We start from the raw sequence: 24447 nt of genomic DNA on the forward strand, positions 1-24447 counted from the left end.
GTTGTTCCATGGGGGGTGTGCTCTCACATTCCGGCGTGACGCGGATCACGTGAGCCACGGATGGCGATGCTAAGGCCACAGGACGTGATCCGACAGGGGTTGATGTTGCTTCCGTTGTCTGCTCAACGTCACGGGGGCCCGCACGACGCGCCCCAACTCCCCGTTTTCTTCCGGGAGGCATTGCTGGCCTCGGAGTCCGGGGGATAGCTTCACCCCTGCACCCCGTCATGTACCTGCCCGAGCACCAGCTGTGTTCGGGCAGTTCCGTATCCGGATGATGTGGAGATCCCATGGCTCATCTGCCTTCCAGACGCCGTACGGCGCTGACCGTGCCGCTCGGTATCGCGCTCGCCGCCTCGGTCGGCTTCGCACCCGGCGCCGCCACCGCGGCCCCGGACGAGTCACCGGCCCCGGCCTCGGTGGCCTCGGCCGCGAAGGACGCCCCCGTCTTCGCGTACGTCGTCAACACCCGCGCGGACCACAGGACGATCGCGTACGTGAAGAAGGCGATAGCCAAGGCAGGCGGGTCCGTCGTCGTCGCGCACGACAAGATAGGCGTCATCGTCGTGCACTCGTCGGACCCGCGGTTCGCCGAGCGAATACGCGAGGTGCGCGGCGTGCGGTCCGCGGGCGCGACCCACACCGCCCCGCTGCGGGCGGCGGGCACCACGGACGACGGCAAGGCGAAGCTGCTGTCCGAGGCCGACGCCAAGTCCCTGAAGCGGAGCGCCGCCCCGGGCGCCGAGCCGATGGAGGCGGACCAGTGGGATCTGCGGGCGATCGGCGCCGACAAGGCGGCGAAGATCAACCCCGGCAGCAAGAAGGTCACCGTCGCCGTGATCGACACCGGCGTCGACGACACCCACCCCGATCTGGCCCCGAACTTCTCGGCGTCGCAGTCCGCGAGCTGTGTCGGCGGCAAGGCGGACACCTCGCCCGGCGCCTGGCGCCCGGCGAACAAGGACCACTACCACGGCACGCACGTGGCCGGTGAGATAGGCGCGGCCCGCAACGGCGTCGGCGTCGCGGGTGTGGCGCCCGGCGTGAAGATAGCGGGCATCAAGGTCGCCGACCCGGTCGACGAGCTGTTCTACCCGGAGAACGTGGTCTGCGCCTTCGTGTTCGCCGCCGAGCACAGCGTCGAGATCACCAACAACAGCTACTACGTGGACCCGTGGCTGTACAACTGCAAGGACGACCCGGACCAGAAGGCGATCCTCGACGCGGTCAACCGCGCCCAGCTGTACGCCCAGCGCAAGGGCATCCTCAACGTCGCCTCCGCGGGCAACTCCAACCACGACCTGGACTCCGACGCGATCGTCGACAAGACGAGCCCGGACGACTCCACTCCGGTGACCCGCACCATCGACCCGCACGAGTGCCTGGACGTGCCCACGCAGTTGCCGGGCGTCGTCACCACCAGCGCGACGGGCGTGAAGAACCTCAAGTCGTCGTACTCCACCTACGGCAAGGGCGTCGTCGACGTCACGGCGCCGGGCGGCGACAGGTACCAACTGCCGACCGACACCCCGTCGAAGAACGGCAACATCCTCTCCACCATGCCGAACGGCGAGTACGGCTGGCTGCGCGGTACGTCGATGGCCGCGCCGCACGCCGCGGGCGTCGCCGCGCTGCTGAAGTCCACGCACCCCAAGGCGGGCCCCGCCGAGCTGCAGCGCCTCCTGAAGGCGCAGGCCGACCGCATGGAGTGCCCGGCCCAGCCGTACGACCCGGATGGCGACGGTGATGTCGACGCGATCTGCGAGAGCGGCGGCAAGGGCCAGAACGGTTTCTACGGCAGCGGGCTCGTCGACGCGCTCGACGCCGTGAAGAAGAAGTGACGGGGGTTCGGACATGACCAGGTTCCACAGCAGCAGGACCCGGACGACCCGCCTCTCGGCCTCGCGCCGCGCGCTGGCCCTTCCGCTGGGGGTGGCGGTTGTCTCCGCCGTCGCCTTCCTGCCGGGCTCGGCGTCGGCGCGGCCCGCCTCGATACCGGACGCGCCGGCTTCGGCGTCCGTTCCCTCCGCGTCCGCCGCCTCCTCCGCGGACGCCGTGTCGATGAGTTACGTGGTGAACGTACGCCCCGGCAAGGGGAGTTCGGCCCGCGTCAAGAAGGCCATCGACAAGGCCGGCGGTGACGTCGTCATCGCGTACGACAAGATCGGCGTCATCGTCGTCCACTCGGCGAACCCGGACTTCGCCAAGACGATCCGTCAGGTGAAGGGCGTCGACTCGGCGGGCGCGACCCGGACGGCCCCGCTGTCCGCGCAGTCCGACCACGCCCTCGGCGCCGAGCGCACGCTCACCGCCGAGGAGGCGAAGGCCGCCGCGGGGAAGGCCGCGGCGGGCCAGGACGAGCTGGAGCCGCTTCAGTGGGACCTGCCCGCCATGAAGGCGGACAAGGCACACGAGATCTCGCTCGGCAGCCGCAAGGTCACGGTCGCCGTGCTCGACTCCGGGGTCGACGACACGCACCCCGACATAGCGCCCAACTTCGACCGCCGGGCGTCCGCGAGCTGCCTGAACGGCGTGCCCGTGCAGAAGGACAACGCGTGGCGTCCGGTGGCCGAGGAGAGCGACCACGGCATGCACGTGGCGGGCTCGATAGCCGCCGCGAAGAACGGCACCGGCGTCACGGGCGTCGCGCCGGGTGTGAAGGTGGCGAGTCTGAAGGTGGCGGAGCCCGCGACCGGTCTGTACTACACGGAGGCCGTGGTCTGCGGCTTCGTATGGGCGGCCGACCACGGCGTCGATGTCACGAACAACAGCTATTACACGGACCCGTGGCTCTTCAACTGCACGACGGACGACGACCAGAAGGCGCTGGTCGACGCGGTGGGCCGGGCGGCGAGGTACGCGGAGCGCAAGGGCGCGGTGAACGTCGCCGCCGCGGGCAACGCGAAGACCGACCTCGCCCAGGAGGAGATCGTCGACAAGACGAGCCCCAACGACACCACTCCGGTGACCCGCACCATCAAGACCAAGGAGTGCTTCGACCTGCCGTCGCAGCTTCCGGGTGTCGTGACGGTGTCCGCGACCGGCGCCAAGAACATCAAGGCGTCGTACTCGAACTACGGCAAGGGCGTCATCGACATCACCGCCCCGGGCGGCGACGCCACGCGCTACCAGGCGCCGAACCCGCCGGCGGTCGACGGCAGGATCCTCTCCACGCTGCCGGGCGGCAAGTTCGGCTACAAGGGCGGCACGTCGATGGCGTCCCCGCACGCGGCGGGCGTGGCCGCGCTCCTGAAGTCCACGCACCCGCACGCGTCGCCGGAGCGGATCAAGGCGCTCCTGTACCGCCAGGCGGACGCGATGGCGTGCACGGATCCGTACGACTACGACGCCGACGGCAAGGTCGACGCGGTCTGCGAGGGCGGCAAGAACAAGAACGGCTTCTACGGCGTGGGCATGGCCGACGCGTTGGACGCCGTGCGGAAGTAGCGTGACCGTGTGACGAGTTGGGGCCGGGCGGCTCGGGGCCGCCCGGCCCTTTCGCGTCGGTCCGCGAGAGGATCTTGTGGGTGGACGGAGCGGGCGTCGGCGCCGCGCGTGCCCAGGAAGCCGCTGCCGCCCTCCGAGTGCGAGATCCCGCGGCGCGCCTACCGCGGCTGCGGCGGGCACGGGAGTCTGAACGCGGGGCCTTTGAGGTGGGGCCGGTCGGAAGGGGATTGCCCCACTTGTCTCTCAGGAGTTGCTTGTCGCGGTCGTACCCGGTGACGATTTTGTGGTGAGTTCCATACGACCGTCCGTCGAGCCCGGGGGCGACGCGACGACCGGCGTACCGGCCACCACCGCCACTACCGCCGTCTCCGTCGTGCCGAGTGCGCCGCGCCGCCGCCCTTCCGCGGGGCGGGCCGTGGCCGTGCTCGTCCTGGTGGCCGTCGCCGCGCTGATCCCGCTCCTCGGGCCCTCGGTCACCCTGCGCGGCACCGGCGAGGCGCGGGCGCCGGGCACGGGTGGCGTCACGTTCCTGCGGGCGGTCGTCCTCGCCGCCCTGTGCGTGCAGTTGGGCGAGGTGTTCGTGGCGCGGCTCGCCCGTCGTGTCCCGGGGGCGCCGCTGGACAGGGCGCCGCGCGGCTGGGGCGCGTACGCGGCGTGGGCGGGGTGTGCCGCGGCGCTCGGGCTCGCCGTGGTCGTGGCGAACGGCAACGTCGTCCCGCAGCAGCTCGCGGACCTGGACATCGGGCGGCTGCACGGTTCCCGGGACGGCAGGCTCGCCCTTGTGGAGGTCAACGCCTTCCTCGTGGCAGCGGTGTGCGCCCGCTCGCGGCGCCCCTCGGCGGCGGCGCTCCCCCTGGCGGCGGTGATCGTCGCCGAGGCGCTGCGGGCCCACCCCCCGACGGAGGACTCCGCGCTGACCGGCAGCGGTCTCACCCTCGTGCACCTGACGTGCGGGGCGCTCTGGGCGGGCGGGCTCCTGTACGTCCTGCGGATACTGCGCCGGTGGCGGATAACCGCTCCGGAGGAGAGCGTCGCCGTTCTCGGGCTCTACGCGCGCGTGGCGGCCGTTCTGTTCGCGGCGATCACCGTGACCGGCATCTTCAGCACGCTGCGCAGGATGCCGCCGGGCACGGTCGTGGACCAGCTCACCGAGACGGCGTACGGCCGTACGCTGCTCGCCAAGCTGCTGCTCGTGGCCGTCGCCGCCGTGCTCGCGCTGCTGGCCCGCCGACGACTGCGCGGTACGGGCGACCGCCTTTGCGCCTACGCTCCCGCGCGCGGGGAGGTGGCCGCGCTGGGCGCCGCCGTGGCCCTGTCGGCGCTGCTGACCGCAGTGCCGGTGCCGATCCGCTGGTGACTCGCCCGCAGGAGCGCGCCGGCCAGCAGGTACTGGGCCGCGATATACGTGAGCATGATCGCGAAGTCGGGCCGGGGAAGCTGCGGCCACTCGGCGACCCCGGTGGCGATGAGCGTGTCCGACAGCAGGAAGAGCGCCCCTCCGGCGGCCGCCGTGAGCCCCAGCGCGGTGGCGCGGAACGCCATGGCGGTGAGCAGCACGCTGTAGCCCGCGACGGGACCCCGCATGTCGGCGGGCAGGTCGGGCCAGAGCAGCGCCACGGTGACGACGAGCGCGAGGGCGTACGCGGCCACGAGCGCCGCGCCCCGCGCGCGGGACCACTTGGCCTCGCCGTACCGCTGGAAGAGCACGAGGTAGCAGACGTGCCCGGCCGCGAAGGAGCCCATTCCGGCGAGGAAGGCGGGCTCGGCGTCGAAGAGCAGGAGCGTGTCGCCGCCCCAGCCGAAGAGGAGGGCGACGATCAGCAGTCGCGGGCCCCGCCGCACGGCGACGTGCGCCGCGAGGAGCGGCATGAGCAGCGGCTTGAACACGGCGTGGCCGGGGTCGAAGTCCGCGAGGAGCACCACGAGGTCCCCGAGTGCGGCGAGGGCGAAGGCGCCGAGGAGCAGCCGGGGCGCCGGGCGCGCCGTCACGCCGCCGGCTCCGCGACCGATGGCTCGGGTGCGGCCGCGGCGGGCCGCGCGGTGGGCGTGGCGGACCCGGCGGGCGTGGCGGACCCGGCTGGCGCGGGCGCCTTTGGCGTCTCCGGCGTCTCCGGCGTCCTGGAAGCCTTCGGTTGCCATCCGGGCCCGCCGAAGACCCGTCCGGCCCGCTCGCGCCAACTGGTGGCCGCCCTCAGGTCCTTGGCGATGGCGGCGTACTCATGCGTGGCGACGCGCAGGGGGTTGTACGTGTTGATGTTCTTCGTCAGGCCGTACACGGGGCGCTCGGTCTCGGCGACCCAGGAGCCGAACATCCGGTCCCAGATGATGAGGATGCCGCCGAAGTTCCGGTCCAGGTAGCCGCCCTGGGAGGCGTGGTGGACGCGGTGGTGCGAGGGCGTGTTCAGGACGTACTCGAAGGGGTGGGGGAGCTTGCCGACGCGTTCGGTGTGGATCCAGAACTGGTAGACCAGGTTGGCCGAGGAGCAGAAGGCGAGCGCCGCGGGGTGGACGCCGCAGGCGATGAGCGGCAGGTAGAACGGCCACACCGTCAGGCTCGTCCAGGGCTGGCGCAGGGCCGTGGTGAGGTTGAACTTGCGGCTGGAGTGGTGCACGACGTGGCAGGCCCACAGGATGCGGATGACGTGGTGGCCCCGGTGCGACCAGTAGTAGAAGAAGTCCTGCGCGAGGAGCATCAGCGGGATCGTCCACCACAGGACGGGCACGCGCAGGGGCGTGAGCGCGTAGACGCCCGAGTAGATCGCGACGATCGGGATCTTCCACAGGAAGTCGAAGGCGAGGCTGCCGAGGCCCATGGTGACGCTGGTGGCGGCGTCCTTGGTCTCGTACCCCGCGGCGTCGTCATCGGGATGGATCCGGTGGCTCACGATCTCGACGACGGTGAGCAGCACGAAGGCCGGTATGGACCACAGCACGACATCGGGCAGGTTCGGGGACATGCGTGCACGGTAGAACGGCTCTTCGCCCACGACTAGGGGTTGTTACCGACAAGTATTACCGACGGTACGGGAGGAGTTGTTGGTGATCCTCACCAAAGCCGGGGTGACCACGAAGCCGGGGTGGACCACAAAGCCGGGGCGGCCCACCGAGCAGCGCGTCACCAGACCCGTACCGACCCTCCCGGCGCGAAGACCGGGCTCGTGGCGCCGGCCGGAACCTCCTTGAGGGGTTCGTCCAGTTCCTGGACCGTGGGTCCCACGCGCGCGGCGACGCGTGCAAGCCGCTCCAGGTCGAAGCCGTAGACGCGGGCGGCGTTGCCGCCGACCATCGCCGCGATCTCCTCCCTCGGCAGGCCCGCGTAGCTGAGGCGCAGGCCCTCGCGCGAGTGCGGGTAAGTGCCCTCGTCGTGGGGGTAGTCGCTGCCCCACATGATCTTGTCGAGGCCGATGCGGCCGCGCAGGGCCGCCTCGTGCGGGCGCATGAAGCTGGCGCCGACGAAGCAGTTCTCGCGCCACACCTCGGAGGGGCCCTTGCCCATCGCCTCGGCGAGGCCCGCGCCGAACTTCGACTCGGCCGTGTCGGCCGCGCCCGCCCTCGTCGCCGCCGCGACCAGGCGCGCGTGGTAGTAGTCCAGCATGTCCAGGACGCCCGGGATCCAGCCGGAGCCCTGCTCGGTGAGGACGAGCCGCAGCCCCGGGTGGCGGCGGAAGGCGCCGCCGAAGACGAGGTGCCACAGCGCCCGGTGCGAGAACCACGTCGTCTCGACCATGAACACCGCGCGCGCCGCGGGCTCCTCCCCCAGCGGTGGCGACGCCGAGCCCGCGTGATGGTTGACCGGCACGCCCAGTTCGGCGCAGACCGCCCAGATCGGGTCGTACACCGAGGAGTACAGCTCCGGCAGGCCCGAGCCCGGCGGGGTGCCCGGCAGCATGAGCCCGCCCGTGAGGCCCGCCTCGACCGACCGGCGGATCTCCTCGACGGCGCGGTCGACGTCGTTCAGGAGGATCTGGAAGACGCCCGCCCTGCGGCCGGGCGCCGCGGCGCAGAAGTCCGCGAGCCAGCGGTTGTGGGCGCGCAGGCCCGCCCAGCGCAGCTCGAACTCCTCGCGGGTCGGGGCCGGGGCCATCAGCGAGGCCGAGGGGAAGAACGGCGGGATGGTGTTCGGGAAGACGACCTCGGCGACGATGCCGTCCTCTTCGAGTTCGGCGAGGCGGCGGTCGGAGTTCCAGTTGCGGTCGGCGGTGTCCGCGAGCAGGTCCTCGTACGGATTGACGTACGTGGCCGCCCAGGCGTCGAACGCCTCGTGGTGGCGGGAGTCCAGGTAGGGCCGGTAGTCCAGGAGGTCGGCGCCCGCGTGGCAGTCGGCCGAGATGACGGTGTAGCGGTCCTCGCTCATGAGGTCACCCCCAGTGCCGGGAAGTCGTGGTCGGTCAGCCAGTGGCGGCCCACCTCGCGCGAGCGCGCCCAGGAGGCCTCCACCGCCGACTGGTCGCCGTCCTGGCCCAGTTCGGCCGGGGTGGGGCCGATGCGGCGGGCAAGCGGCGCGAGTGCGGCGGTGTCGAAGCCGAAGACCTCGGCGGCGGCGAGGCCCAGCATGCGCCGGGTCTCCGCCACGGGGATGTCGTGGAACGTTTTCGTCAGCCACGCGCGCGTGTCGGGCCAGGTGCCCTCGGGGTGGGGGAAGTCGCTGCCCCAGAGGATGTTGTCGACGCCGATCTCGTAACGCTGGGCCAGTTCGCGGCGCTTGGTGTTGGTGGCGCAGACGAAGATCTGCCGGTCGAGGTATTCGTGCGGCGGGCGCTTCAGCTCCGCGAACGGGGAGAGCTTCTTGCCGCCGTGCGCGCCCAAATAGAGGCGGTCCATGAACCACAAGAGGTTCGGCAGCCACCAGCAGCCGGACTCCGCGACGCCGAACCTCAGCCCGGGGTGGCGCTCGAAGACGCCGGACCAGAGCAGGAACCACAGCGGCCGCGCGGGCCACCACGTCACTTCGGAGACGTAGATCCCGAGGTGGTCGCCGTACTCGTGGCGGGGAGCGGCCCCGGAGTGCGTGACGACGGGCATGGCGCACTCGGCGGCCGCCGCCCAGACGGGGTCGTAACGCCGGTCGTGGTAGGGCGCCTTGTCGACCCACATGGAGGGGATCATCAGCGCGCCGAGCCCCGACTCCTTGGCGCGGTGGATCTCGGCGACCACCCGGTTCACCTCTCCGGTGACGGGCAACAGGGCGACTCCGCAGTGCCGTTCGGGGTGCTCGGAGACGAAGTCGGCGAGCCAGCGGTTGTGCGCCTGCGCGCCCGCCATGCCCAGCTCCGGGTCCTGGTCGCCGGAGAGGCCGAGCCCCACTCCGAAGGGCGCGGCCGTCCGGCTGTCCACGGCGTCCGCGTCGGGGAAGACGACCTCGGCGGCCACGCCGTCGCCGTCCAGCTCCTTGAGGCGCTGTGCGGTGTCCCAGCCGCCGCGCAGGCCTTCCTCGTGGTCGTGGAACCACTTGGCGGCGAACGCGTCGTTGCGGATGCCGAGCCGGGTCGCCTCCTCACGGCGGGCGTCCCGCTCGCCGAGGAAGCCGTCGAAGGCGCGGTGGAAGCGGCTGTCCAGGTAGGGGCGGTACTCCTCGGTGGGCAGCCCCGCGTGGCAGTCGGAGGAGATGATCAGGTACGGGTCCTGCGGATTCCGGTGACCCTGGTCGCTCATGGGTGGCGCTCCCTTCAGTCCAGGATGAAGTGCTCCAGGTACGCCGGGTCGGACCGGTCGAGCATGGACCTCGACCGCGCCCGGATCTGCCGGTCGCTGTGCTCGCTCGCCGGGAGCAGCCAGAAGCGGCTGGCGGCGATGCCCTCGGCCACGAAGTCCGCGACCTCCTCGACGGGCGTGAACTCCACCTCCCGCCCCGCCTCCTTCATCGCGGCCTCCCACTGGCCGAGGCTGCGGTAAGGGGTCCTGCGGGGGCGGGACTTGGCGTACCGCTCGGGGCGGTTGCGGTGCGACTCCCACAGGCCGGTGCGCAGCATGTGGGGGCCGGGGAAGAGCACGGAGGCGCCCACGCGCGCGTGCTCCGCCTTCAGATGGGCGTACAGGGACTCGGTCATCGTGACCACGGCCGCCTTGGTGACGGCGTAGACGGACGCGGTGGGCAGCGGTGCGATGCCGCCGTCGCCGGAGGAGGTGTTGACGACGTGGCCGGGCTCGCCGCCCGCGAGCATGCGGGGCACGAAGGCCTGGATGCCGTGGAAGACGCCCCATACGTTGACCTCGAAGGCCCACTTCCAGTCGTTCGGGTCGTGCTCCCACATGCGGCCCTCGGCGCCGGAGCCGACGCCCGCGTTGTTGCACAGCACGTGGACGGCGCCGAACGTGTCGTACGCCTCGTCGGCGAGGGCGAGGACCTGCGCGCGGTCGCCGACGTCGACCACGCGCGCGTGCACGGTGGCCCCCTCCGCGCGCAGGCCCTCGGCTGCCTTCTCCAGGGCGTGCTCCTCGACGTCCGCGAGGACCACCTTCAGGCCGTCCGCCGCGAACCGCCGCGCAAGGGCGAGTCCGATGCCGCTCGCCGCGCCGGTGACCACGGCGACCTGCCCTTCGCGCAGTTCCATCTCAGACGCTCCCCTGGGGCGGGCCGTCGAGGAGCTGCGCGGGGTCGTCGTAGCGCTGGTGGATGTAGGGCAGCAGCGCCTGCGCGCTGACGCGCTCCACTACGCGGCCCTGCTGGTCGGTGGTCTTCTCACCGAGGGTGATCTCCACGACCGCGCGCACCGGCAGGTCGGCCACGGGGTCGTACATGGACTCCCGCAGGACGATGTCACCGGTGACGCTCTCCAGCTTGCGGACCTTTTCGTTGCGTACGCAGTGCACGAGCACCGGGTCCGCGTCGAAGCCCGAACCGTCCACCGCGGGCAGGAACTTGAAGTAGAAGTCCGTCTTGCGGCTCGGTTCCGGAAGCGGCAGGGCGCCGCCGACCGCGCCGCGCACCTCCACGAACGCGATGCCGTGCCGGGCCAGCGAGGCGCGGACGACCAGGCCGTCGCGCTCGACCTCGACCTCGCCGAGCTTCTTCGGCTCGCCGAACACCTCGCGCCCGCCGGTCAGGGCCCGCTCATGGGTCATCGGCATCACCAGCGGATACCAGCCGGCCACTCCCCCGTGCTCGGCGGCGACGGCCACCGAGCCCGCGCCGAGCGGATAGCCGGGCAGCTCGACCTTGCTGATGTTCGCCCGCACCAGGGGGCGGCCGGCGGGCTTCAGCGGCGGCGGCAGGACCGCCGCGACCGCGTCGGGATCGCTCTCCCAGACGGCGGCCACGCCCGTGGACCAGATCTCGGGGAGCCGGGAACTCGCGGTGCGCGCGGCGGCGATCTCCGCCTCGGTGCGCGCCCCGTACCGTACGCGTGCCATGTCGTACCGCCCTTCGTCAGCGCGGACTCGGGCCCGCGACCGGGACTTGCGGGGGTCGGACTTGCCGGCTTGCGAAAGCTCTGTAACACAGTTACAACAACGGCCGTGAAGGGTAAAGAGACGCGTACACATCTCGTTCGGGAGGACGTCCTGGCCGCCGCCGAGCGCCTCGTGAAGCGGCACGGCCCCGAGACCCTGACGATGCGCGGCCTCGCCGCCGAGCTGGGCACCGCCGTCACCTCGATCTACTGGCACGTCGGCAACCGCGAGTCGCTCCTGGACGCCCTCGTCGAGCGCACCCTCGCCGACCTCGCCGAGATCCGCCCGGCCGGCCGCACCCCCGCCCAGCGCGTCGTCTCCGTCGCCCGCGCCCTGCGTCGCCAACTGCTCGACCACCCGCACCTCGTCGCGATGGTCCACGAACGTGGCCTCACCGAACGGATGTTCCTGCCCGCCCAGCGCTCCCTGGTCCACGAGGTGCACGAGGCGGGCCTGCGCGGCGCCCGCGCCGCCGATGCCGTGCGCGCCGTCCAGGTCCACGTCGTCGGCCACGTACTGGTGGAGCGCAACCGTGAACGCGCCCCCGCCCAGCGCCCCGCCGAGCAGGAGCCGTGGACGCGGGAGACGGCGGAGCAGGACGGCGCCCTCGCCCGCGCGCTGGCCGGACCCCTCGATCCGGAGGCCCTGTTCACCACCTCCGTCAAGGCTCTGGTGACGGGGCTTCTCGGACCGGGGACCTGACTGTCGGTGGCGGCCCGTATCCTCATGGACCATGCTCGAAGACCGCACGACCGCAGCGTCCGCCGCCCCCTGGCCGGCCGCGTATCCAACGGGGTACGCGGTCGTCGACGTGGAGACCACCGGCCTGGCCCGCGACGACCGCATAGTGTCGGCCGCGGTCTACCGCGTGGGCGCCCAGGGCGAGATCGAGGACCACTGGTACACACTGGTGAACCCCCAGCGTGACCCGGGACCCGTCTGGATCCACGGCCTCACCAGCGAGATGCTCGCGGACGCGCCGCTGTTCAAGGATGTCGCCGAGGAGTTCGCGAGCCGCCTCGACGGCCGCGTCCTCGTCGCGCACAACGCGGTCTTCGACTGGTCGATGATCGCCAGGGAGTACGCGCGCGCGGAGCGCACCGCCCCCGTGCGCCAGCGGCTGTGCACCATCGCGCTCTCCAAGGAGCTGGCGCTCCCGCTGCCCAACCACAAGCTGGAGTCCCTGGCCGCCCACTTCGGCGTCGAGCAGCGCCACGCGCACAACGCGCTGGACGACGCGCGCGTGCTCGCCGAGGCGTTCCGCCCGAGTCTGCACGCGGCGGCCGGCGGCAATGTGCGCCTGCCGCTCCTGGAGTGCCGCCCGCTCACCGAGTGGTCCGACGGCGCGCCCCGCGTCGTCCGGCAGTCGACGGGCCCCGCGCCCTCCTCGTCGTACCGGCCCGTCAGTTGGCGCCCCTCGCGCAAGCGGCCGCCGTGCCCGTACCCGAACCCCGGGCGTTATGAATCGGGCAAACCACTCAAGCAGGGCATGCGGGTCGCGTTCTCCGGGGACACCTCCGTCGAGCGCGACCTCCTTGAGGACCGGGCGGTCGAGGCGGGCCTGCACATCGCGACGAGCGTGTCGCGCCTCACCAGCCTGCTCGTCACGAACGACCCGGACTCGGGCACTTCCAAGACCGTCAAGGCGCGCCAGTTCGGCACGCCGGTGATCGACGAGGCCGCCTTCGGCCAGCTCCTCCAGGATGTGGCGCCCGCGGCGGAGTGCTGACCGCACAGACGTTCCAGGGGACCTCCTCGGCCGGGCGCGCGCCCGGCGTCAGACGGGTGATTGCGGACGACTCGCCCGCCGACCGCTCGCCCCGCGCCGCCCCGGCGCCGCACCCTGTGGCGCATGGCACGTTGCGAGGTCTGCGGAAACGACTACGGCATGTCCTTTGAAGTGCACGCGCAAGGCTCGGTGCACGTCTTCGACTGCTTCTCCTGCGCCATCCACCGCATGGCGCCCATCTGCGAGCACTGCCGGTGCCGCATCATCGGCCAGGGCGTCGAGGTGGACGGCCACTGGTACTGCGGCGCCCACTGCTCACGCGCGGAGGGGCGGGTGGGCATCGTCGACAAGGTCTGAGCGACCCCACGTCGGACACCCCCACGTCCGGGCACCCCACGTTCCAGCACCCCACGACCGAGTTGTACCGTCGTGGGGTGTACCGCTTCCTCTTGACCCGGCAGTGGGTGATCCTCACCCTCATCGGCCTCGTCCTCATCCCCGTGATGGTCGAGCTGGGTTTCTGGCAGCTGCACCGGCACGAGCACCGCGTCGCGCAGAACGAGCGCATCTCCAAGGCGCTGGCCGCCGACCCCGTCCCGGCCGAGCGGCTCACCTCCCCCGGCCACGAGGTGCCGAGGACGGATCTGTACCGCCGGGTGAGCGCCAAGGGCACGTTCGACACGGAGCACGAGGTCGTCGTGCGGCGCCGCACCAACTCCGACGACGAGGTCGGCTTCCACGTCCTGACCCCGTTCGTCCTGGACGACGGCAAGGTCCTGCTCGTCAACCGAGGCTGGATCCCCGCCGACGGACCGCAGACCGCCTTCCCGAAGATCCCCGCCGCCCCCAAGGGCGAGATCACCGTCACCGGCCGTCTGATGGCCGACGAGACCTCCGCGGCCAGCGGCATCAAGGACGTCCGCGGCCTGCCGGACCGTCAGATCATGCTGATCAGCAGCGGGCAGCAGGCCGACAGCCTCGGCAAGCAGGTGCTCGGCGGCTACATCGAGCAGACCTCGCCCGAGCCCCGCGACGGCTCCCCCGAGCTGATCGGCGAGCCCGACCACAGCGGCATCGGCGCCCACATGGCGTACGCGGTCCAGTGGTGGCTGTTCGCCGCGGGCGTCCCGGTCGGCTGGGTGGTCCTGGTCCGCAGGGAGCGCCGCGACCGCGCCGCCGCCGCGGAAGCACCCGCTCCGGAAACGGCGCCCGCGACCGCTTGAGGCCCCTTTCGATTGACAGGGGCCTTGCCCGGGAACCCGTTCTGCGTGTCCCGTCCAATCGAAGATTACGCGCTCATCGGCGACCACCAGACCGCCGCCCTCATCGCGAGGGACGGCTCCCTGGACTGGCTCTGCCTGCCCCGGTTCGACTCCGCCGCCTGTTTCGCCGCGCTGCTCGGCGACGAGGAGAACGGCCACTGGCGCATCGCCCCCAAGGGCGCGGACTCCTGCGCCCGCCGCGCCTACCGCCCTGACTCCCTCGTCCTCGACACCGAGTGGGACACCGAGGAAGGCTCCGTCCGCGTCACCGACTTCATGCCACAGCGCGACCGCGCCCCCGATGTCGTACGGATCGTCGAAGGCCTCAAGGGCAGCGTCACCCTCCAGAGCACGCTGCGGCTCCGCTTCGACTACGGCTCGGTCGTGCCGTGGATGCGCAAGGTGGACGGTCACCGCGTCGCCGTCGCCGGGCCCGACTCCGTCTGGCTGCGCAGCGAACCGCCCGTGCGCACCTGGGGCCGCGACTTCGGCACCCACTCCGAGTTCACCGTCGAGGAGGGGGAGAAGGTGGCTTTCGTCCTCACCTGGCACCCCTCGCACGAGCCGCGCCCGCCCCTCGTCGACCCGCACCAGTCGCTGCGCGAGAGCCTGGAGGACTGGCGCGCCTGGGCCTCCCGCTGTCAGTACGAGGGCCCGCACCGCGACGCGGTCATACGCTCCCTGATCACCCTCAAGGCGCTCACCTACGCCCCGACCGGCGGTGTCGTGGCCGCCCCCACCACCTCCCTGCCCGAGGAGATCGGCGGCGTACGCAACTGGGACTACCGCTTCTGCTGGCTGCGCGACTCCACCCTCACCCTGGGCGCCCTGCTCCTCGCCGGCTATCTGGAGGAGGCCGAGGCGTGGCGCGACTGGCTGCTGCGGGCGGTCGCGGGCAACGCCGCCGACCTCCAGATCGTGTACGGCCTCGCCGGTGAACGGCGCCTTCCGGAGTACGAGATCCCGTGGCTGCCGGGCTACGAGGGCTCGGCCCCCGTACGCATCGGCAACGAGGCCGTGGAGCAGCTGCAGCTCGATGTGTACGGCGAGGTCATCGACTCCCTCGCCCTCGCGCACCGTTCGGGCCTCGCCCGCCGCCCGCAGGCCTGGAACCTCCAGCTGTGCCTCCTGGAGTTCCTGCGCGAGAAGTGGCGCGAGCCGGACCAGGGGCTGTGGGAGGTGCGCGGCCCGCGCCGCCACTTCGTGTACTCGAAGGTGATGGTGTGGGTCGCCGCCGACCGCGCGGTGCGCGCCCTGGAGGAGGACCCCGAGCTGCCCGGGGACGCGGACCGCTGGCGCGAGCTGCGCGAGGAGGTCCACCGCGAGGTGTGCGAGAAGGGCTACGACCCGGAGCGCAACACCTTCACGCAGTCCTACGGCTCCACCGAACTGGACGCCTCCCTGCTGCTCATCCCGCACACCGGTTTTCTGCCGCCCGACGACCCGCGCGTCACCGGCACGATCGATGCGGTCCGCGCGGACCTCACCCACCACGGTCTGGTGCGCCGCTACACCTCCGACCAGAAGGAGATCGACGGTCTGCCCGGTACGGAGGGCACCTTCATCGTCTGCTCGTTCTGGCTGGTGGACGCCCTGCACATGACGGGGCGCAAGAAGGAGGCGCACGAACTGTTCGAGCACCTGGTGTCGCTCACCAACGACGTGGGGCTGCTCGCGGAGGAGTACGACCCGGTCTCCGGCCGCCAGCTGGGCAACTTCCCGCAGGCGTTCAGCCACATCGGCCTGGTGAACACCGCTCTCGCGCTCTTCTCCGAGGACGCGGGAGGATAGGGGCCATGGATCTTGGACTGAAAGACCGTGTCTATGTAGTCACCGGTGCCACGCGCGGCCTCGGCAACGCCACCGCGCGCGAGCTGGTCGCCGACGGCGCGAAGGTCGTCGTCACCGGCCGCGACGAGAAGACCGTCGCCGAGGCTGCCGCCGAACTCGGCCCGAACGCGGTGGGCGTCGCCGCCGACAACGCCGACCCGGCCGTCGCGGAGCGGCTGATCGCGGCGGCCCGCGAACACTTCGGCGGCTTCGACGGCGTACTGATCAGCGTCGGCGGGCCCGCGCCCGGCTTCGCCGCCGACAACACCGACGAGCAGTGGCAGGCCGCCTTCGACTCGGTCTTCCTCGGCGCGGTGCGGCTCGCCCGCACCGCCGCCGCGGAGCTGCCCGAGGGCGGCGTCATCGCGTTCGTGCTCTCCGGTTCGGTGTACGAGCCGATCGCGGGCCTGACGATCTCGAACGGCCTGCGCCCGGGGCTCGCCGGGTTCGCCAAGTCCCTGGCGGGCGAGGTCGGCCCGCGCGGCATCCGCGTACTCGGCGTGCTGCCCGGCCGCATCGCCACCGACCGCATGCGCCAGCTCGACGGGCTCTCCCCGGACCCGGAGGGGACCCGCGCCGCCAACGAGGCGGGCATTCCGCTGCGCCGCTACGGCACGCCGGAGGAGTTCGGCCGCGCGGCGGCGTTCCTGCTCTCGCCCGCCGCCTCGTATCTGACGGGGATCATGGTGCCGGTGGACGGCGGCGCGCGCAGCGGCTTCTGAGCGCGGAGCTCCCGCAGCCCCCGCAGGCCCAGGCCCCGCAGATCCAGGCCCGCGGGCCCGCGGGGGTCAGCTCACGCGCTCGGCGCGGTGCTTGACCCCGCGCAGCCGCACCGTGGCGGGCAGGCTCGCCAGGCCCGCCGAGTCGCGGGCGGGCGCGAGGACCTCCGAGGAGAACCGGCGCAGCGCCTCGGACGGCGTGGCGTCGGGGGCGAGCACGAGGTCCACGCGCGCCTTCGGTGTGCCGCGCCGTCCGGTCAGGGCGGTGTGGGCGCGCTCGACGCCGTCCAGCGCCTCGGCCTCCCCGGCCAGTACGTCCTCCATGGCGCGCCCGCGCACCAGCGCGCCCTCGCCGTCCCCGGTCTCCACCAGGACCTCCGCGAGGCGGCGCCTGCGCAGCTGCGCCGAGAGCCACCACAGGGCGAGCAGGACGAGCACGGCGAGAGCGGCGATGACCACGGGCCAGAACCAGCCCTCGTCCCGCCAACGCGTCCGCTCGGCGGCGCTGAGCAGGACGTCGTGCCGCCCGTCGTGGAGCCACCACGAGGGCGGCGAGGCGCCGAGTCCGATGGCGAGCACCGAGCCGCCGATGACGAGCAGGACGAGTCCGGCCAGGGCCAGGAGCACGCGGTTGACGGTGCGCAGCATCGCGCTCACCCCTTCCTTCCCGGCCGGGCGACATGGACCGAGAGCCTGGGAGCGCGCTCAAGGCCGAGATCGCGGATGCCGTCGGCCAGCGTGGCGTCCAGGTCGCCGCGTACGTCGTCGAGTTCACGGAAGTGCGAGACCGCCCGCACGTCCACCTTGGAGCGCGTCATGCGCACCCGCGCGGACTGCACGCCGGACACGTCCGCGGCGCGGTCGCGCAGCACCGTGGCGGCGGCGTCGCGGTGGAGCCCGGCGCGTACGCCGGAGTCGGTGCGCCGCATCGGCAGCAACGCGCGCTGGCCCGGGGTGGCGGCGAGCACGATGAGCCAGAGTCCGGCGAGGGCGGCGACGGCGGCCCCGGCGAGCACCGCCGTGTCGTCGAGGGGCCGGTCGGCGAGGCCGCGGGCGAGTTCGCGCCGCCACCACATCGCGGGGTGGTCGGCCCGCACGGCGACGACGTCGTACAGGAGGAGCCCCGCGCCGCCAAGGACCAGCAGGGCGAGGAGGGCGGCGGGGACCCGGCGCGGCGACCAGAACCGGGAGGCCTTGGGGGCGGGCTCGTCGCCCGAGAGCGTGGGCAGCGGGTGCGGGGTGGCGCCGCTCTGCGGAGGTTCGCTCATCGTGTCCTCCCCTGTGCCGCGGCGCGGACCCGCGCCGAGTGCAGCCGCTCCACCTGGACCACCACCTCGGGCACGTCCATTCCCGCCAACGTCCTTACCCGCTCGGTTACTTGATGGCGCACGGCACCGCACTGGCGGCCGATGTCGCAGGGGTAGTCCAGTTCGAGGCTGACGCGGACGCGGGCGCTGTCGTGGCGTACCGAGACCGTGGCGTGCGGCGGGGAGCCGTCGGCGGGCACTGTCCCGACCGCCTCACGCGCCGCCCGTGCGGCGATCTTCGCGACGACCCGGTCAGCGATCCGGGTGGCGCCGCGCTCTCCGGGCGCGACCTGTGGCGCCACCGCTCACCGCCGCCGGTCGCCGCGGCCGCGGAAGAACTCGCCGGGCTCCAGGTCCCCCTCGAGGAACCGGCCGGCCACGAAACCGATGGCGCCCAGGGCGGCCACCAGCAGGAACGCCCCGAATCCGCCGAAGTATCCGGCGAAGCCGAGCGCCATTCCCGCCACCATGCCGATCACGGCCATGTTCATCGTGCGCTCCTTAGCGAGAATCGTGCGCTCCTTGACGAGGCGCGACTGAGGGTGGAGGTCTACGCGGCTGGGGGTGGAGGTCTACTGGAGGCGGCCCTGGGGCTCTTCGTCGTCGTCCTCGTCGGGCAGCTTCACATCGCTCACCGCGATGTTGACCTCGACGACCTCGAGTCCGGTCATGCGCTCGACGGCCGCGATCACGTTCTCCCGCACGTCCTGCGTGACATCGGCGATCGGCACGCCGTACTCGACGACGATCTCCAGGTCGAGCGCGGTCTGCACCTCGCCGACCTCGGCCTTCACCCCGCGCGTCACGGATTTCGAGCCGCCGGGCACCCGGTCGCGCACGGCCCCGAAGGTCCGCGCGAGGCCGCCGCCCATCGCGTGCACGCCTTCGACGTCGCGCGCGGCGAGCCCGGCGATCTTCTCCACGACCCCGTCCGCGATGGTGGTGCGGCCCCGGCTCCCGGGGTCACCGCCGCCGCGCCTGGCCGCGCCGCCGGTCAGGCCTTGGTTCGGGGAGTCCTTCTCCAGCGTCTGAGCCGTCTTCCGCTCTCCGGTGTCGGTCATCGCCGTGCCGTCCGTTTCGCGAGGGGATCTGCTTTCTTTGCCCACATTAGGACGGGTTGCGCTGCGGCGCTCCAGGGATGCGGCAGGGTGGAGCCATGACGGGTGACGGTTGGACCGAGGCGGTACGCCGACAGCTGGGTCTCGGGCGGGTACTGCCGCTGGGTGACGCGCGGGACGGCACATGGGTGACGGAATCGGCGGCCACCGGCACGCTGCGCCATACGGCGCAACGGGTCACCGGAGTCCGCCTCGGCTCGCTCCGGATCGCCCTGGCCGATCCGCGGGGTACGTACGTCGCTGCCGTGCCGCCACCGCCGAGCGCGCTGCCGCCGGGCCCGCTGCGGATCACGGCGGAGTTCGCGGCCGCCACCGGCAAGCCGCTGCCCGCCGCGGCGGACCGGCTGCGCGCGGCGCTCTCCGAGGCGGCGGACCGGCTCGGCCTCGTGGTCTCCGAGGTGGATCTGCGGGTGACGGCCCTGCTCGACGAGGGCGACGACCCCGGTGACGTACGCCCTGAAGAGCCCAGGACCGGCGAGGCCCGGGCACCCGAGGGCGAGGGCGACGAGGCGCGTGCCGGGCGGGCCGCCCTGGCGGTGCCCGGGGTGACCCGGCTGACCGGCGCGCTCGGCCCGGCCGTACACATCGAGGAGCGCCCGGCGGCGGACGCGCTGCCGCGCCGCCACGCGCGCGTGGAACTCGCGACGGCCCGGGAGCACCGCGCCCTGGACGTGGCGCGCGCGGTGCGCGCGACGGTCGCCGACGCCCTGCCGGACCACCCTTCGGTGGCCGTGTTGGTCACCGCGGTCGAGTAGGCCGTACGGAAACGCTCGACGCCCGAGCACAGCTCCGCGTGGTGCGGCGGTTCTCCGTCGCTGTCGGCTGCCGGACCGTGACGGAGGGAGTCTGCTGTGTCTTGTAATGGCTCGCGGTATGCGGGCGGGTATTGGCCGTGCGGGGCGGCCGGTGCCTGTGGGGAGCGTGTGGCCGGGCCGTGATGCGGATCGGGACTGTCCTGTTCGGCGGCCAACCGGATGCGGCGCCCTGGGGAGCGGGGCCGGAGTGCTGGTAGACCGTCGGTGCGCGTTTACGGTTCACAGCTTTTCCCTCGCGACCAAGGGAGACATCGTGCACAAACACACAAGGATGCTGTCGGTGCTCGCGGCGAGCGTGCTGGCGGCGGGCCTCTCCGTCGGCGCCACCGCCCAGGCCGCTCCCGCGCCCTCCACGGCGAAAGCGACCGGCACCGCCACCTCCGACGGCGGCGAACTGGCCGCGAAGCGCGCCCTGATAGCGACCGGCTCGGCGCCGGACTCCGTCTCCGTCGTCACGCTCGGCGGGGTGGGCGCGGCCGACTGGCGCGCGACCCGGTACGGCTACACCGGCACCTTCCGCGACGGTTCGAGCATCCTGGACGTCGCCTGGACCTCGTCGCGCCTGGAGAGCTTCGGGATCGCCCCGGGCCGCACCATCTGGCACGCCTGGCCGGGGTCGGGCGGCTGGAAGCAGATGCCGCACAACGGGCGGGCCGATGACGTCGGCGCGGCGGCGAAGGACGGCGCCCGGCGTGCCGTCTCGGTGTGGGTCAACAACAGCGGTTACTGGTGCAGCGTCGACCCGGGCAACGGCCGCTGGGGCGCCTGGAGCCGCTGCTGAGCCCACTTGAGCGATCGCGGCCAGGACCCCGCGCCCGGCGGCGGGTCCTGGCCGGGACGTGGGACCGGCGTCAGTCGCCGAGGCCCGCGAGGTCGCGCAGGCGGCGGCCCTGCGCGGCGCGCTCGGCGACGCGCTGGTCCTCGTAGGAACGGCCCGTGGCGCCCTGGAGCAGCGCCTTGGTCTCGATGACGGCGTCACGGGGTGCGGAGATCAGCGCGGCCGCCAAATCCTTTGCGGCCGCGACGAGTTGGTCCGCGGGCACGACGAGGTTGGCGAGGCCCACGCGCTCGGCCTCGTCCGCGTGGACGAAGCGTCCGGTGGCGCAGATCTCCAGGGCGCGGGCATAGCCGACGAGCCCCACGAGCGGGTGCGTGCCGGTGAGGTCGGGGACCAGGCCCAGGCTGGTCTCGCGCATGGCGAACTGCACGTCGTCCGCGACGATCCGCAGATCACAGGCGAGCGCGAGCTGGAAGCCGGCGCCGATGGCGTGTCCCTGGACAGCGGCGATGGAGACGATGTCGCTCCGGCGCCACCAGGTGAACGCTTCCTGGTACTCGGCGATCGTGGCGTCGAGCACGCCGTCCTCGCCGCGCGCCAGATCGATGAAGGACGGCTCGCCCTCGAAGCCCTCGGGCGTGAACGCCTGCCGGTCGAGGCCCGCGGAGAAGGACTTGCCCTCGCCGCGGAGCACCACGACGCGGACGCTGCCCGGCAGCAGCTGACCAGCCTCGGCCAACGCCCTCCACAGCGCGGGAGATTGGGCGTTTCGCTTGGCCGGATTGGTCAGCGTCACCGTGGCGACGGCCTCGTCGATGGTGAGGCGTACGCCGTCCTTGTCGAGAACCGGTGCCAGCTCGGTGTCGGACGAAGCCATGGGTGCCTCCGATGGGGTGCGGTCGGGCCGGGTGCTCGGGAGCACCCGTAAGTGACTGCACAGTAACCACCCGGCCGCTCACACGATCGGCCGGGTGGCCACCATCGGACCATGGGTACAGCGGGTCGCCTGCCGTCGTCAGCCGGCGGCGGCCTTCTTGCCTCGCGTCGCCCCGCCGCGTCCCCGCAGCGTGACGCCGGACTCACTGAGCATCCGGTGCACGAACCCGTAGCTACGGCCGGTCTCTTCGGCCAACGCCCGGATGCTCGCACCACCGTCGTACTTCTTCTTCAGGTCTGCCGCGAGCTTGTCGCGCGCGGCGCCGGTAACCCGGCTGCCCTTCTTCAGAGTCTCGGCCACCCGTGCCTCCTCATGGGAAGTGCGCTCTGGACTTCTCATGATCACCCCTCGCGGGCTTCCTGGCCACCCATTCGGCAAGGTCGGTACGACGAGGTTTGCCGCCGGGGAAGGCCTCACCACGAGCGGAATCCATAATTCCGCGCACGTGATTCCGTACGACCGACCGGACCGCGCGACGAATCGCCAGGTCAGCGGGGTGCGGGTGGGATGCCCGGCATCATGCCCCGACGGCGGCAAAATCCGTGTATGACACACCTCGGTACGAGGACGGCTCACACAGATGAGGGATCACCGCTCGGCCGAATGATCCATACTCAGTGGATCAGCGGTTCGATCACGCGAAGTGGACGGCTCAGGCGAGCGCCACCAGGTCCGCGTAGTCCTGGCCCCACAGGTCCTCGACGCCGTCCGGCAGCAGGATGATCCGCTCCGGCTGCAGGGCCTCGACCGCGCCCTCGTCGTGCGTGACGAGGACGACCGCGCCCTTGTAGGTGCGCAGGGCGCCGAGGATCTCCTCGCGGCTCGCGGGGTCGAGGTTGTTGGTGGGCTCGTCCAGGAGCAGGACGTTGGCGGAGGAGACGACGAGGGTCGCGAGCGCGAGCCGGGTCTTCTCACCACCGGAGAGCACACCGGCGGGCTTGTCGACGTCGTCCCCGGAGAAGAGGAACGAGCCGAGCGTCTTGCGCACCTCGACGAGGTCGAGGTCCGGGGCGGCCGAGCGCATGTTCTCAAGGACCGTGCGCTCGGGGTCCAGGGTCTCGTGCTCCTGGGCGTAGTACCCGAGCTTGAGGCCGTGGCCCTCGATGACCTGGCCGGTGTCGGGCTTCTCGGCGCCGCCGAGCAGCCGCAGGAGCGTGGTCTTGCCCGCGCCGTTGAGGCCGAGGATCACGACGCGCGAACCCTTGTCGATGGCGAGGTCGACGTCGGTGAAGATCTCCAGCGAGCCGTACGACTTCGACAGGCCCTCGGCCATGAGCGGCGTCTTGCCGCACGGCGAGGGCTCGGGGAAGCGCAGCTTGGCGACCTTGTCGGACCGCCGCTCGGCCTCCAGGCCGGCGAGCAGCTTGTCCGCGCGGCGGGCCATGTTCTGGGCGGCGACGGTCTTGGTGGCCTTCGCGCGCATCTTGTCGGCCTGCGAGTGCAGGGCGGACGCCTTCTTCTCGGCGTTCTGGCGCTCGCGCTTGCGGCGCTTCTCGTCGGACTCGCGCTGCTGCTGGTAGAGCTTCCAGCCCATGTTGTAGACGTCGATCGCGGAGCGGTTGGCGTCCAGGTAGAAGACCTTGTTGACGACCGTCTCGACGAGGTCGACGTCGTGGGAGATCACGATGAAGCCGCCGCGGTACGTCTTCAGGTAGTCCCGCAGCCAGACGATGGAGTCGGCGTCGAGGTGGTTGGTCGGCTCGTCGAGGAGGAGCGTGTCGGCGTCCGAGAAGAGGATGCGGGCCAGCTCGATACGGCGGCGCTGACCGCCGGAGAGCGTGTGCAGGGGCTGGCCGAGCACGCGGTCGGGAAGGTTCAGCGCGGCGGCGATGGTGGCGGCCTCGGCCTCGGCGGCGTACCCGCCCTTGGTGAGGAACTCCGTCTCCTGGCGCTCGTACTGCTTCATGGCCTTGTCGCGCGTCGAGCCCTGGCCGTTGGCGATGCGCTGTTCGTTCTCGCGCATCTTGCGGATCAGGGTGTCCAGGCCGCGCGCGGAGAGGATGCGGTCGCGGGCGAGCACGTCCAGGTCGCCGGTGCGGGGGTCCTGGGGGAGGTAGCCGACCTCACCGGAGCGGGAGATCGTGCCGCCCGCGGGGATGCCCTCGCCCGCCAGGCACTTGGTGAGGGTGGTCTTGCCCGCTCCATTGCGGCCGACGAGGCCGATGCGGTCGCCCTTCGCGATACGGAAGGAGGCGTTCTCGATGAGGATGCGGGCGCCGGCGCGCAGCTCGATGCCGGAAGCGGTGATCACGGGGGTACTCCTGAAACAAGGTGGACGGCGAGAAGGACGACTGGTTGCTCGGGGCCGGTGTCTACGCCGTCCAACTGAGGAGAGGAGCTGCCATGGCAGCCATTCTAACGGGCGAACGCAACTAGTTTTCTGGGCTCCGGCCGCCGCTGCCGCCCCGCTCCAGGTCTCCGTTGCCCAGTGGGGTGCGGCCGGGGACGATCCTTCCGTAGTCGTCCACCGCGATGACCTGCGAGGTCCAGGCCGCCGTGGTACTCGCGCAGGGCTGGGCGACCAGGAGGGCGCCGTCGCGGCGCAGCGAGCGGGCCGGTGCGAAGGCGCAGCCGCGGCGGGCGGGCAGGACCCAGCGCAGGTCGCCGTCGGCGGTGCGGTAGGCGGCGATGCGGTGCGGGGTGACGACGGCGAGCATGCGGGCGTCCGGGGTGAGCGGCTGGAGCACTCCGGCGCCGTCGCGTGCGGCCGGGGTGCGCAGCCACGGGGCGCTCTCGGGGACGGCGCGGTGCCAGCGCACGGAGTGGCCCTCGGCGCGCTCGGTGTCGGTCACCAGGCCGTCGCTCCAGAGCGCGAAGGCGTGCCCGGGCGCGGTCAGGAGGGTGACGGGGTGGCGCCCTTCGCGGGTGTACGTCCAGCGGGGCTCGCCGCTCCTTGTGTCGTACGCCTCGACGGCCGGTCCGCGCGTGCGCAGGGCGGGAGCGGCGTCCGGTTTCCCGGTGCCCACGCGCGCGTGGACGGTGAGGTGGTCTCCGTAGGGGGCGGGCCTCGAGTGGTGGGCGGCGGTGACGAGCGGCAGGGCGAGCAGCGCGAGGGCGACGGGGAGCGCGATGCGGGTGCCTGTGTGGGTGACGGGTGCTTCGGCGGGGGGCAGCAC

26 protein-coding genes are annotated in these 24447 nt (G+C 72.2%); 11 read left to right on the plus strand and 15 right to left on the minus strand.

Features of this window, described 5'->3' with window-relative positions:
• Window positions 1–290 precede the first annotated feature (290 nt).
• The 3 genes from GKQ77_RS06520 to GKQ77_RS06530 all read left to right on the plus strand — a co-directional run bounded on the left by GKQ77_RS06520 (window position 291) and on the right by GKQ77_RS06530 (window position 4804).
• Window positions 291–1841: a S8 family serine peptidase gene (locus tag GKQ77_RS06520; protein WP_219687756.1), complete on the plus strand. Its 1551-nt coding sequence runs from the start codon at window positions 291–293 to the stop codon at window positions 1839–1841.
• Between the two features lie 13 nt (window positions 1842–1854).
• On the plus strand, window positions 1855–3447 hold the full coding sequence (locus GKQ77_RS06525; RefSeq protein ID WP_219687757.1) for a S8 family peptidase: 1593 nt from the start codon (window positions 1855–1857) through the stop codon (window positions 3445–3447).
• Window positions 3448–3733: 286 nt separating this feature from the next.
• A complete protein-coding gene (locus GKQ77_RS06530; protein WP_219687758.1) occupies window positions 3734–4804 on the plus strand; it encodes a CopD family protein in 1071 nt (356 codons plus the stop codon).
• On the opposite strand, the gene GKQ77_RS06535 is transcribed toward GKQ77_RS06530, so the two are convergent.
• From GKQ77_RS06535 to GKQ77_RS06560, 6 genes are all read right to left on the minus strand, one after another.
• On the minus strand, window positions 4711–5436 hold the full coding sequence (locus GKQ77_RS06535; protein ID WP_219687759.1) for a lysoplasmalogenase: 726 nt from the start codon (window positions 5434–5436) through the stop codon (window positions 4711–4713). The two genes, GKQ77_RS06530 and GKQ77_RS06535, sit on opposite strands and share 94 nt — an antisense overlap.
• Complete coding sequence (locus GKQ77_RS06540) at window positions 5433–6404, minus strand: sterol desaturase family protein (RefSeq protein ID WP_219687760.1); 972 nt, start codon at window positions 6402–6404, stop codon at window positions 5433–5435. Before GKQ77_RS06540 ends, GKQ77_RS06535 begins: the two co-directional genes overlap by 4 nt.
• 158 nt (window positions 6405–6562) lie before the next feature.
• Window positions 6563–7801, minus strand: coding sequence for an amidohydrolase family protein (locus GKQ77_RS06545; RefSeq protein WP_219687761.1), 1239 nt, complete (start codon window positions 7799–7801; stop codon window positions 6563–6565).
• The gene (locus GKQ77_RS06550) at window positions 7798–9099 is read right to left on the minus strand and encodes an amidohydrolase family protein (RefSeq protein WP_219687762.1); all 1302 of its coding nucleotides are present in this window, start codon (window positions 9097–9099) and stop codon (window positions 7798–7800) included. The genes GKQ77_RS06545 and GKQ77_RS06550 overlap by 4 nt, the downstream gene beginning before the upstream one ends.
• Window positions 9100–9113: 14 nt before the next feature.
• A complete protein-coding gene (locus tag GKQ77_RS06555; RefSeq protein WP_219687763.1) occupies window positions 9114–9998 on the minus strand; it encodes an SDR family NAD(P)-dependent oxidoreductase in 885 nt (294 codons plus the stop codon).
• Between the two features lies 1 nt (window position 9999).
• A complete protein-coding gene (locus GKQ77_RS06560) occupies window positions 10000–10797 on the minus strand; it encodes an acetoacetate decarboxylase family protein (RefSeq protein ID WP_219687764.1) in 798 nt (265 codons plus the stop codon).
• Between the two features lie 105 nt (window positions 10798–10902).
• On the opposite strand from GKQ77_RS06560, the gene GKQ77_RS06565 reads away from it, so the two are divergent.
• From GKQ77_RS06565 to GKQ77_RS06590, 6 genes are all read left to right on the plus strand, one after another.
• Window positions 10903–11538 carry a TetR/AcrR family transcriptional regulator gene (locus tag GKQ77_RS06565; RefSeq protein ID WP_219687765.1) on the plus strand — a complete coding sequence of 212 codons (636 nt, stop codon included), beginning with the start codon at window positions 10903–10905 and terminating at the stop codon, window positions 11536–11538.
• Between the two features lie 31 nt (window positions 11539–11569).
• Window positions 11570–12565 (plus strand): DEDDh family exonuclease, encoded by a 996-nt coding sequence (locus GKQ77_RS06570; protein ID WP_219687766.1) that lies wholly within the window; start codon window positions 11570–11572, stop codon window positions 12563–12565.
• Between the two features lie 123 nt (window positions 12566–12688).
• Complete coding sequence (locus tag GKQ77_RS06575) at window positions 12689–12922, plus strand: metallothionein (RefSeq protein WP_219687767.1); 234 nt, start codon at window positions 12689–12691, stop codon at window positions 12920–12922.
• Window positions 12923–12999: 77 nt separating this feature from the next.
• Window positions 13000–13788, plus strand: coding sequence for an SURF1 family cytochrome oxidase biogenesis protein (locus GKQ77_RS06580; protein ID WP_219687768.1), 789 nt, complete (start codon window positions 13000–13002; stop codon window positions 13786–13788).
• A gap of 45 nt (window positions 13789–13833) precedes the next feature.
• On the plus strand, window positions 13834–15618 hold the full coding sequence (locus tag GKQ77_RS06585) for a glycoside hydrolase family 15 protein (RefSeq protein WP_219687769.1): 1785 nt from the start codon (window positions 13834–13836) through the stop codon (window positions 15616–15618).
• Window positions 15619–15623: 5 nt separating this feature from the next.
• The gene (locus GKQ77_RS06590; RefSeq protein ID WP_219687770.1) at window positions 15624–16379 is read left to right on the plus strand and encodes an SDR family oxidoreductase; all 756 of its coding nucleotides are present in this window, start codon (window positions 15624–15626) and stop codon (window positions 16377–16379) included.
• A 66-nt stretch (window positions 16380–16445) separates the two neighbouring features.
• On the opposite strand, the gene amaP is transcribed toward GKQ77_RS06590, so the two are convergent.
• The 5 genes from amaP to GKQ77_RS06615 all read right to left on the minus strand — a co-directional run bounded on the left by amaP (window position 16446) and on the right by GKQ77_RS06615 (window position 18744).
• Window positions 16446–17033 (minus strand): alkaline shock response membrane anchor protein AmaP, encoded by a 588-nt coding sequence (gene amaP, locus GKQ77_RS06595; protein ID WP_219687771.1) that lies wholly within the window; start codon window positions 17031–17033, stop codon window positions 16446–16448.
• Entirely contained in the window at window positions 17030–17644 is a 615-nt protein-coding gene (locus GKQ77_RS06600) for a DUF6286 domain-containing protein (RefSeq protein ID WP_219687772.1), read from the minus strand. Before GKQ77_RS06600 ends, amaP begins: the two co-directional genes overlap by 4 nt.
• Window positions 17641–17985, minus strand: a complete 345-nt coding sequence (locus tag GKQ77_RS06605; protein ID WP_125511925.1) for an Asp23/Gls24 family envelope stress response protein — start codon at window positions 17983–17985, stop codon at window positions 17641–17643. The genes GKQ77_RS06600 and GKQ77_RS06605 overlap by 4 nt, the downstream gene beginning before the upstream one ends.
• 3 nt (window positions 17986–17988) lie before the next feature.
• Window positions 17989–18174, minus strand: coding sequence for a hypothetical protein (locus GKQ77_RS06610; protein ID WP_125511926.1), 186 nt, complete (start codon window positions 18172–18174; stop codon window positions 17989–17991).
• Window positions 18175–18255: 81 nt separating this feature from the next.
• On the minus strand, window positions 18256–18744 hold the full coding sequence (locus GKQ77_RS06615; RefSeq protein WP_219687773.1) for an Asp23/Gls24 family envelope stress response protein: 489 nt from the start codon (window positions 18742–18744) through the stop codon (window positions 18256–18258).
• A 95-nt stretch (window positions 18745–18839) separates the two neighbouring features.
• Here GKQ77_RS06615 and GKQ77_RS06620 point away from each other — a divergent pair, with 95 nt between their 5' ends.
• Both GKQ77_RS06620 and GKQ77_RS06625 read left to right on the plus strand, forming a co-directional pair.
• Window positions 18840–19556 carry a nucleopolyhedrovirus P10 family protein gene (locus GKQ77_RS06620; RefSeq protein WP_219687774.1) on the plus strand — a complete coding sequence of 239 codons (717 nt, stop codon included), beginning with the start codon at window positions 18840–18842 and terminating at the stop codon, window positions 19554–19556.
• 313 nt (window positions 19557–19869) lie between these two features.
• Window positions 19870–20397 (plus strand): hypothetical protein, encoded by a 528-nt coding sequence (locus GKQ77_RS06625; RefSeq protein WP_219687775.1) that lies wholly within the window; start codon window positions 19870–19872, stop codon window positions 20395–20397.
• 70 nt (window positions 20398–20467) lie between these two features.
• Here GKQ77_RS06625 and GKQ77_RS06630 read toward each other — a convergent pair whose 3' ends face one another.
• The 4 genes from GKQ77_RS06630 to GKQ77_RS06645 form a co-directional block, all read right to left on the minus strand.
• On the minus strand, window positions 20468–21271 hold the full coding sequence (locus GKQ77_RS06630; RefSeq protein WP_219687776.1) for an enoyl-CoA hydratase/isomerase family protein: 804 nt from the start codon (window positions 21269–21271) through the stop codon (window positions 20468–20470).
• Between the two features lie 138 nt (window positions 21272–21409).
• Window positions 21410–21631 (minus strand): helix-turn-helix domain-containing protein, encoded by a 222-nt coding sequence (locus tag GKQ77_RS06635; protein WP_055550175.1) that lies wholly within the window; start codon window positions 21629–21631, stop codon window positions 21410–21412.
• 352 nt (window positions 21632–21983) lie between these two features.
• Window positions 21984–23582, minus strand: coding sequence for a ribosomal protection-like ABC-F family protein (abc-f, locus tag GKQ77_RS06640; protein ID WP_125511931.1), 1599 nt, complete (start codon window positions 23580–23582; stop codon window positions 21984–21986).
• Between the two features lie 121 nt (window positions 23583–23703).
• On the minus strand, window positions 23704–24447 hold the full coding sequence (locus GKQ77_RS06645; protein ID WP_308117567.1) for a PQQ-binding-like beta-propeller repeat protein: 744 nt from the start codon (window positions 24445–24447) through the stop codon (window positions 23704–23706).

Origin of the sequence: Streptomyces anatolicus (genome assembly GCF_019400875.1) — a bacterium.
Classification (GTDB): Bacteria; Actinomycetota; Actinomycetes; order Streptomycetales; family Streptomycetaceae; genus Streptomyces; species Streptomyces anatolicus.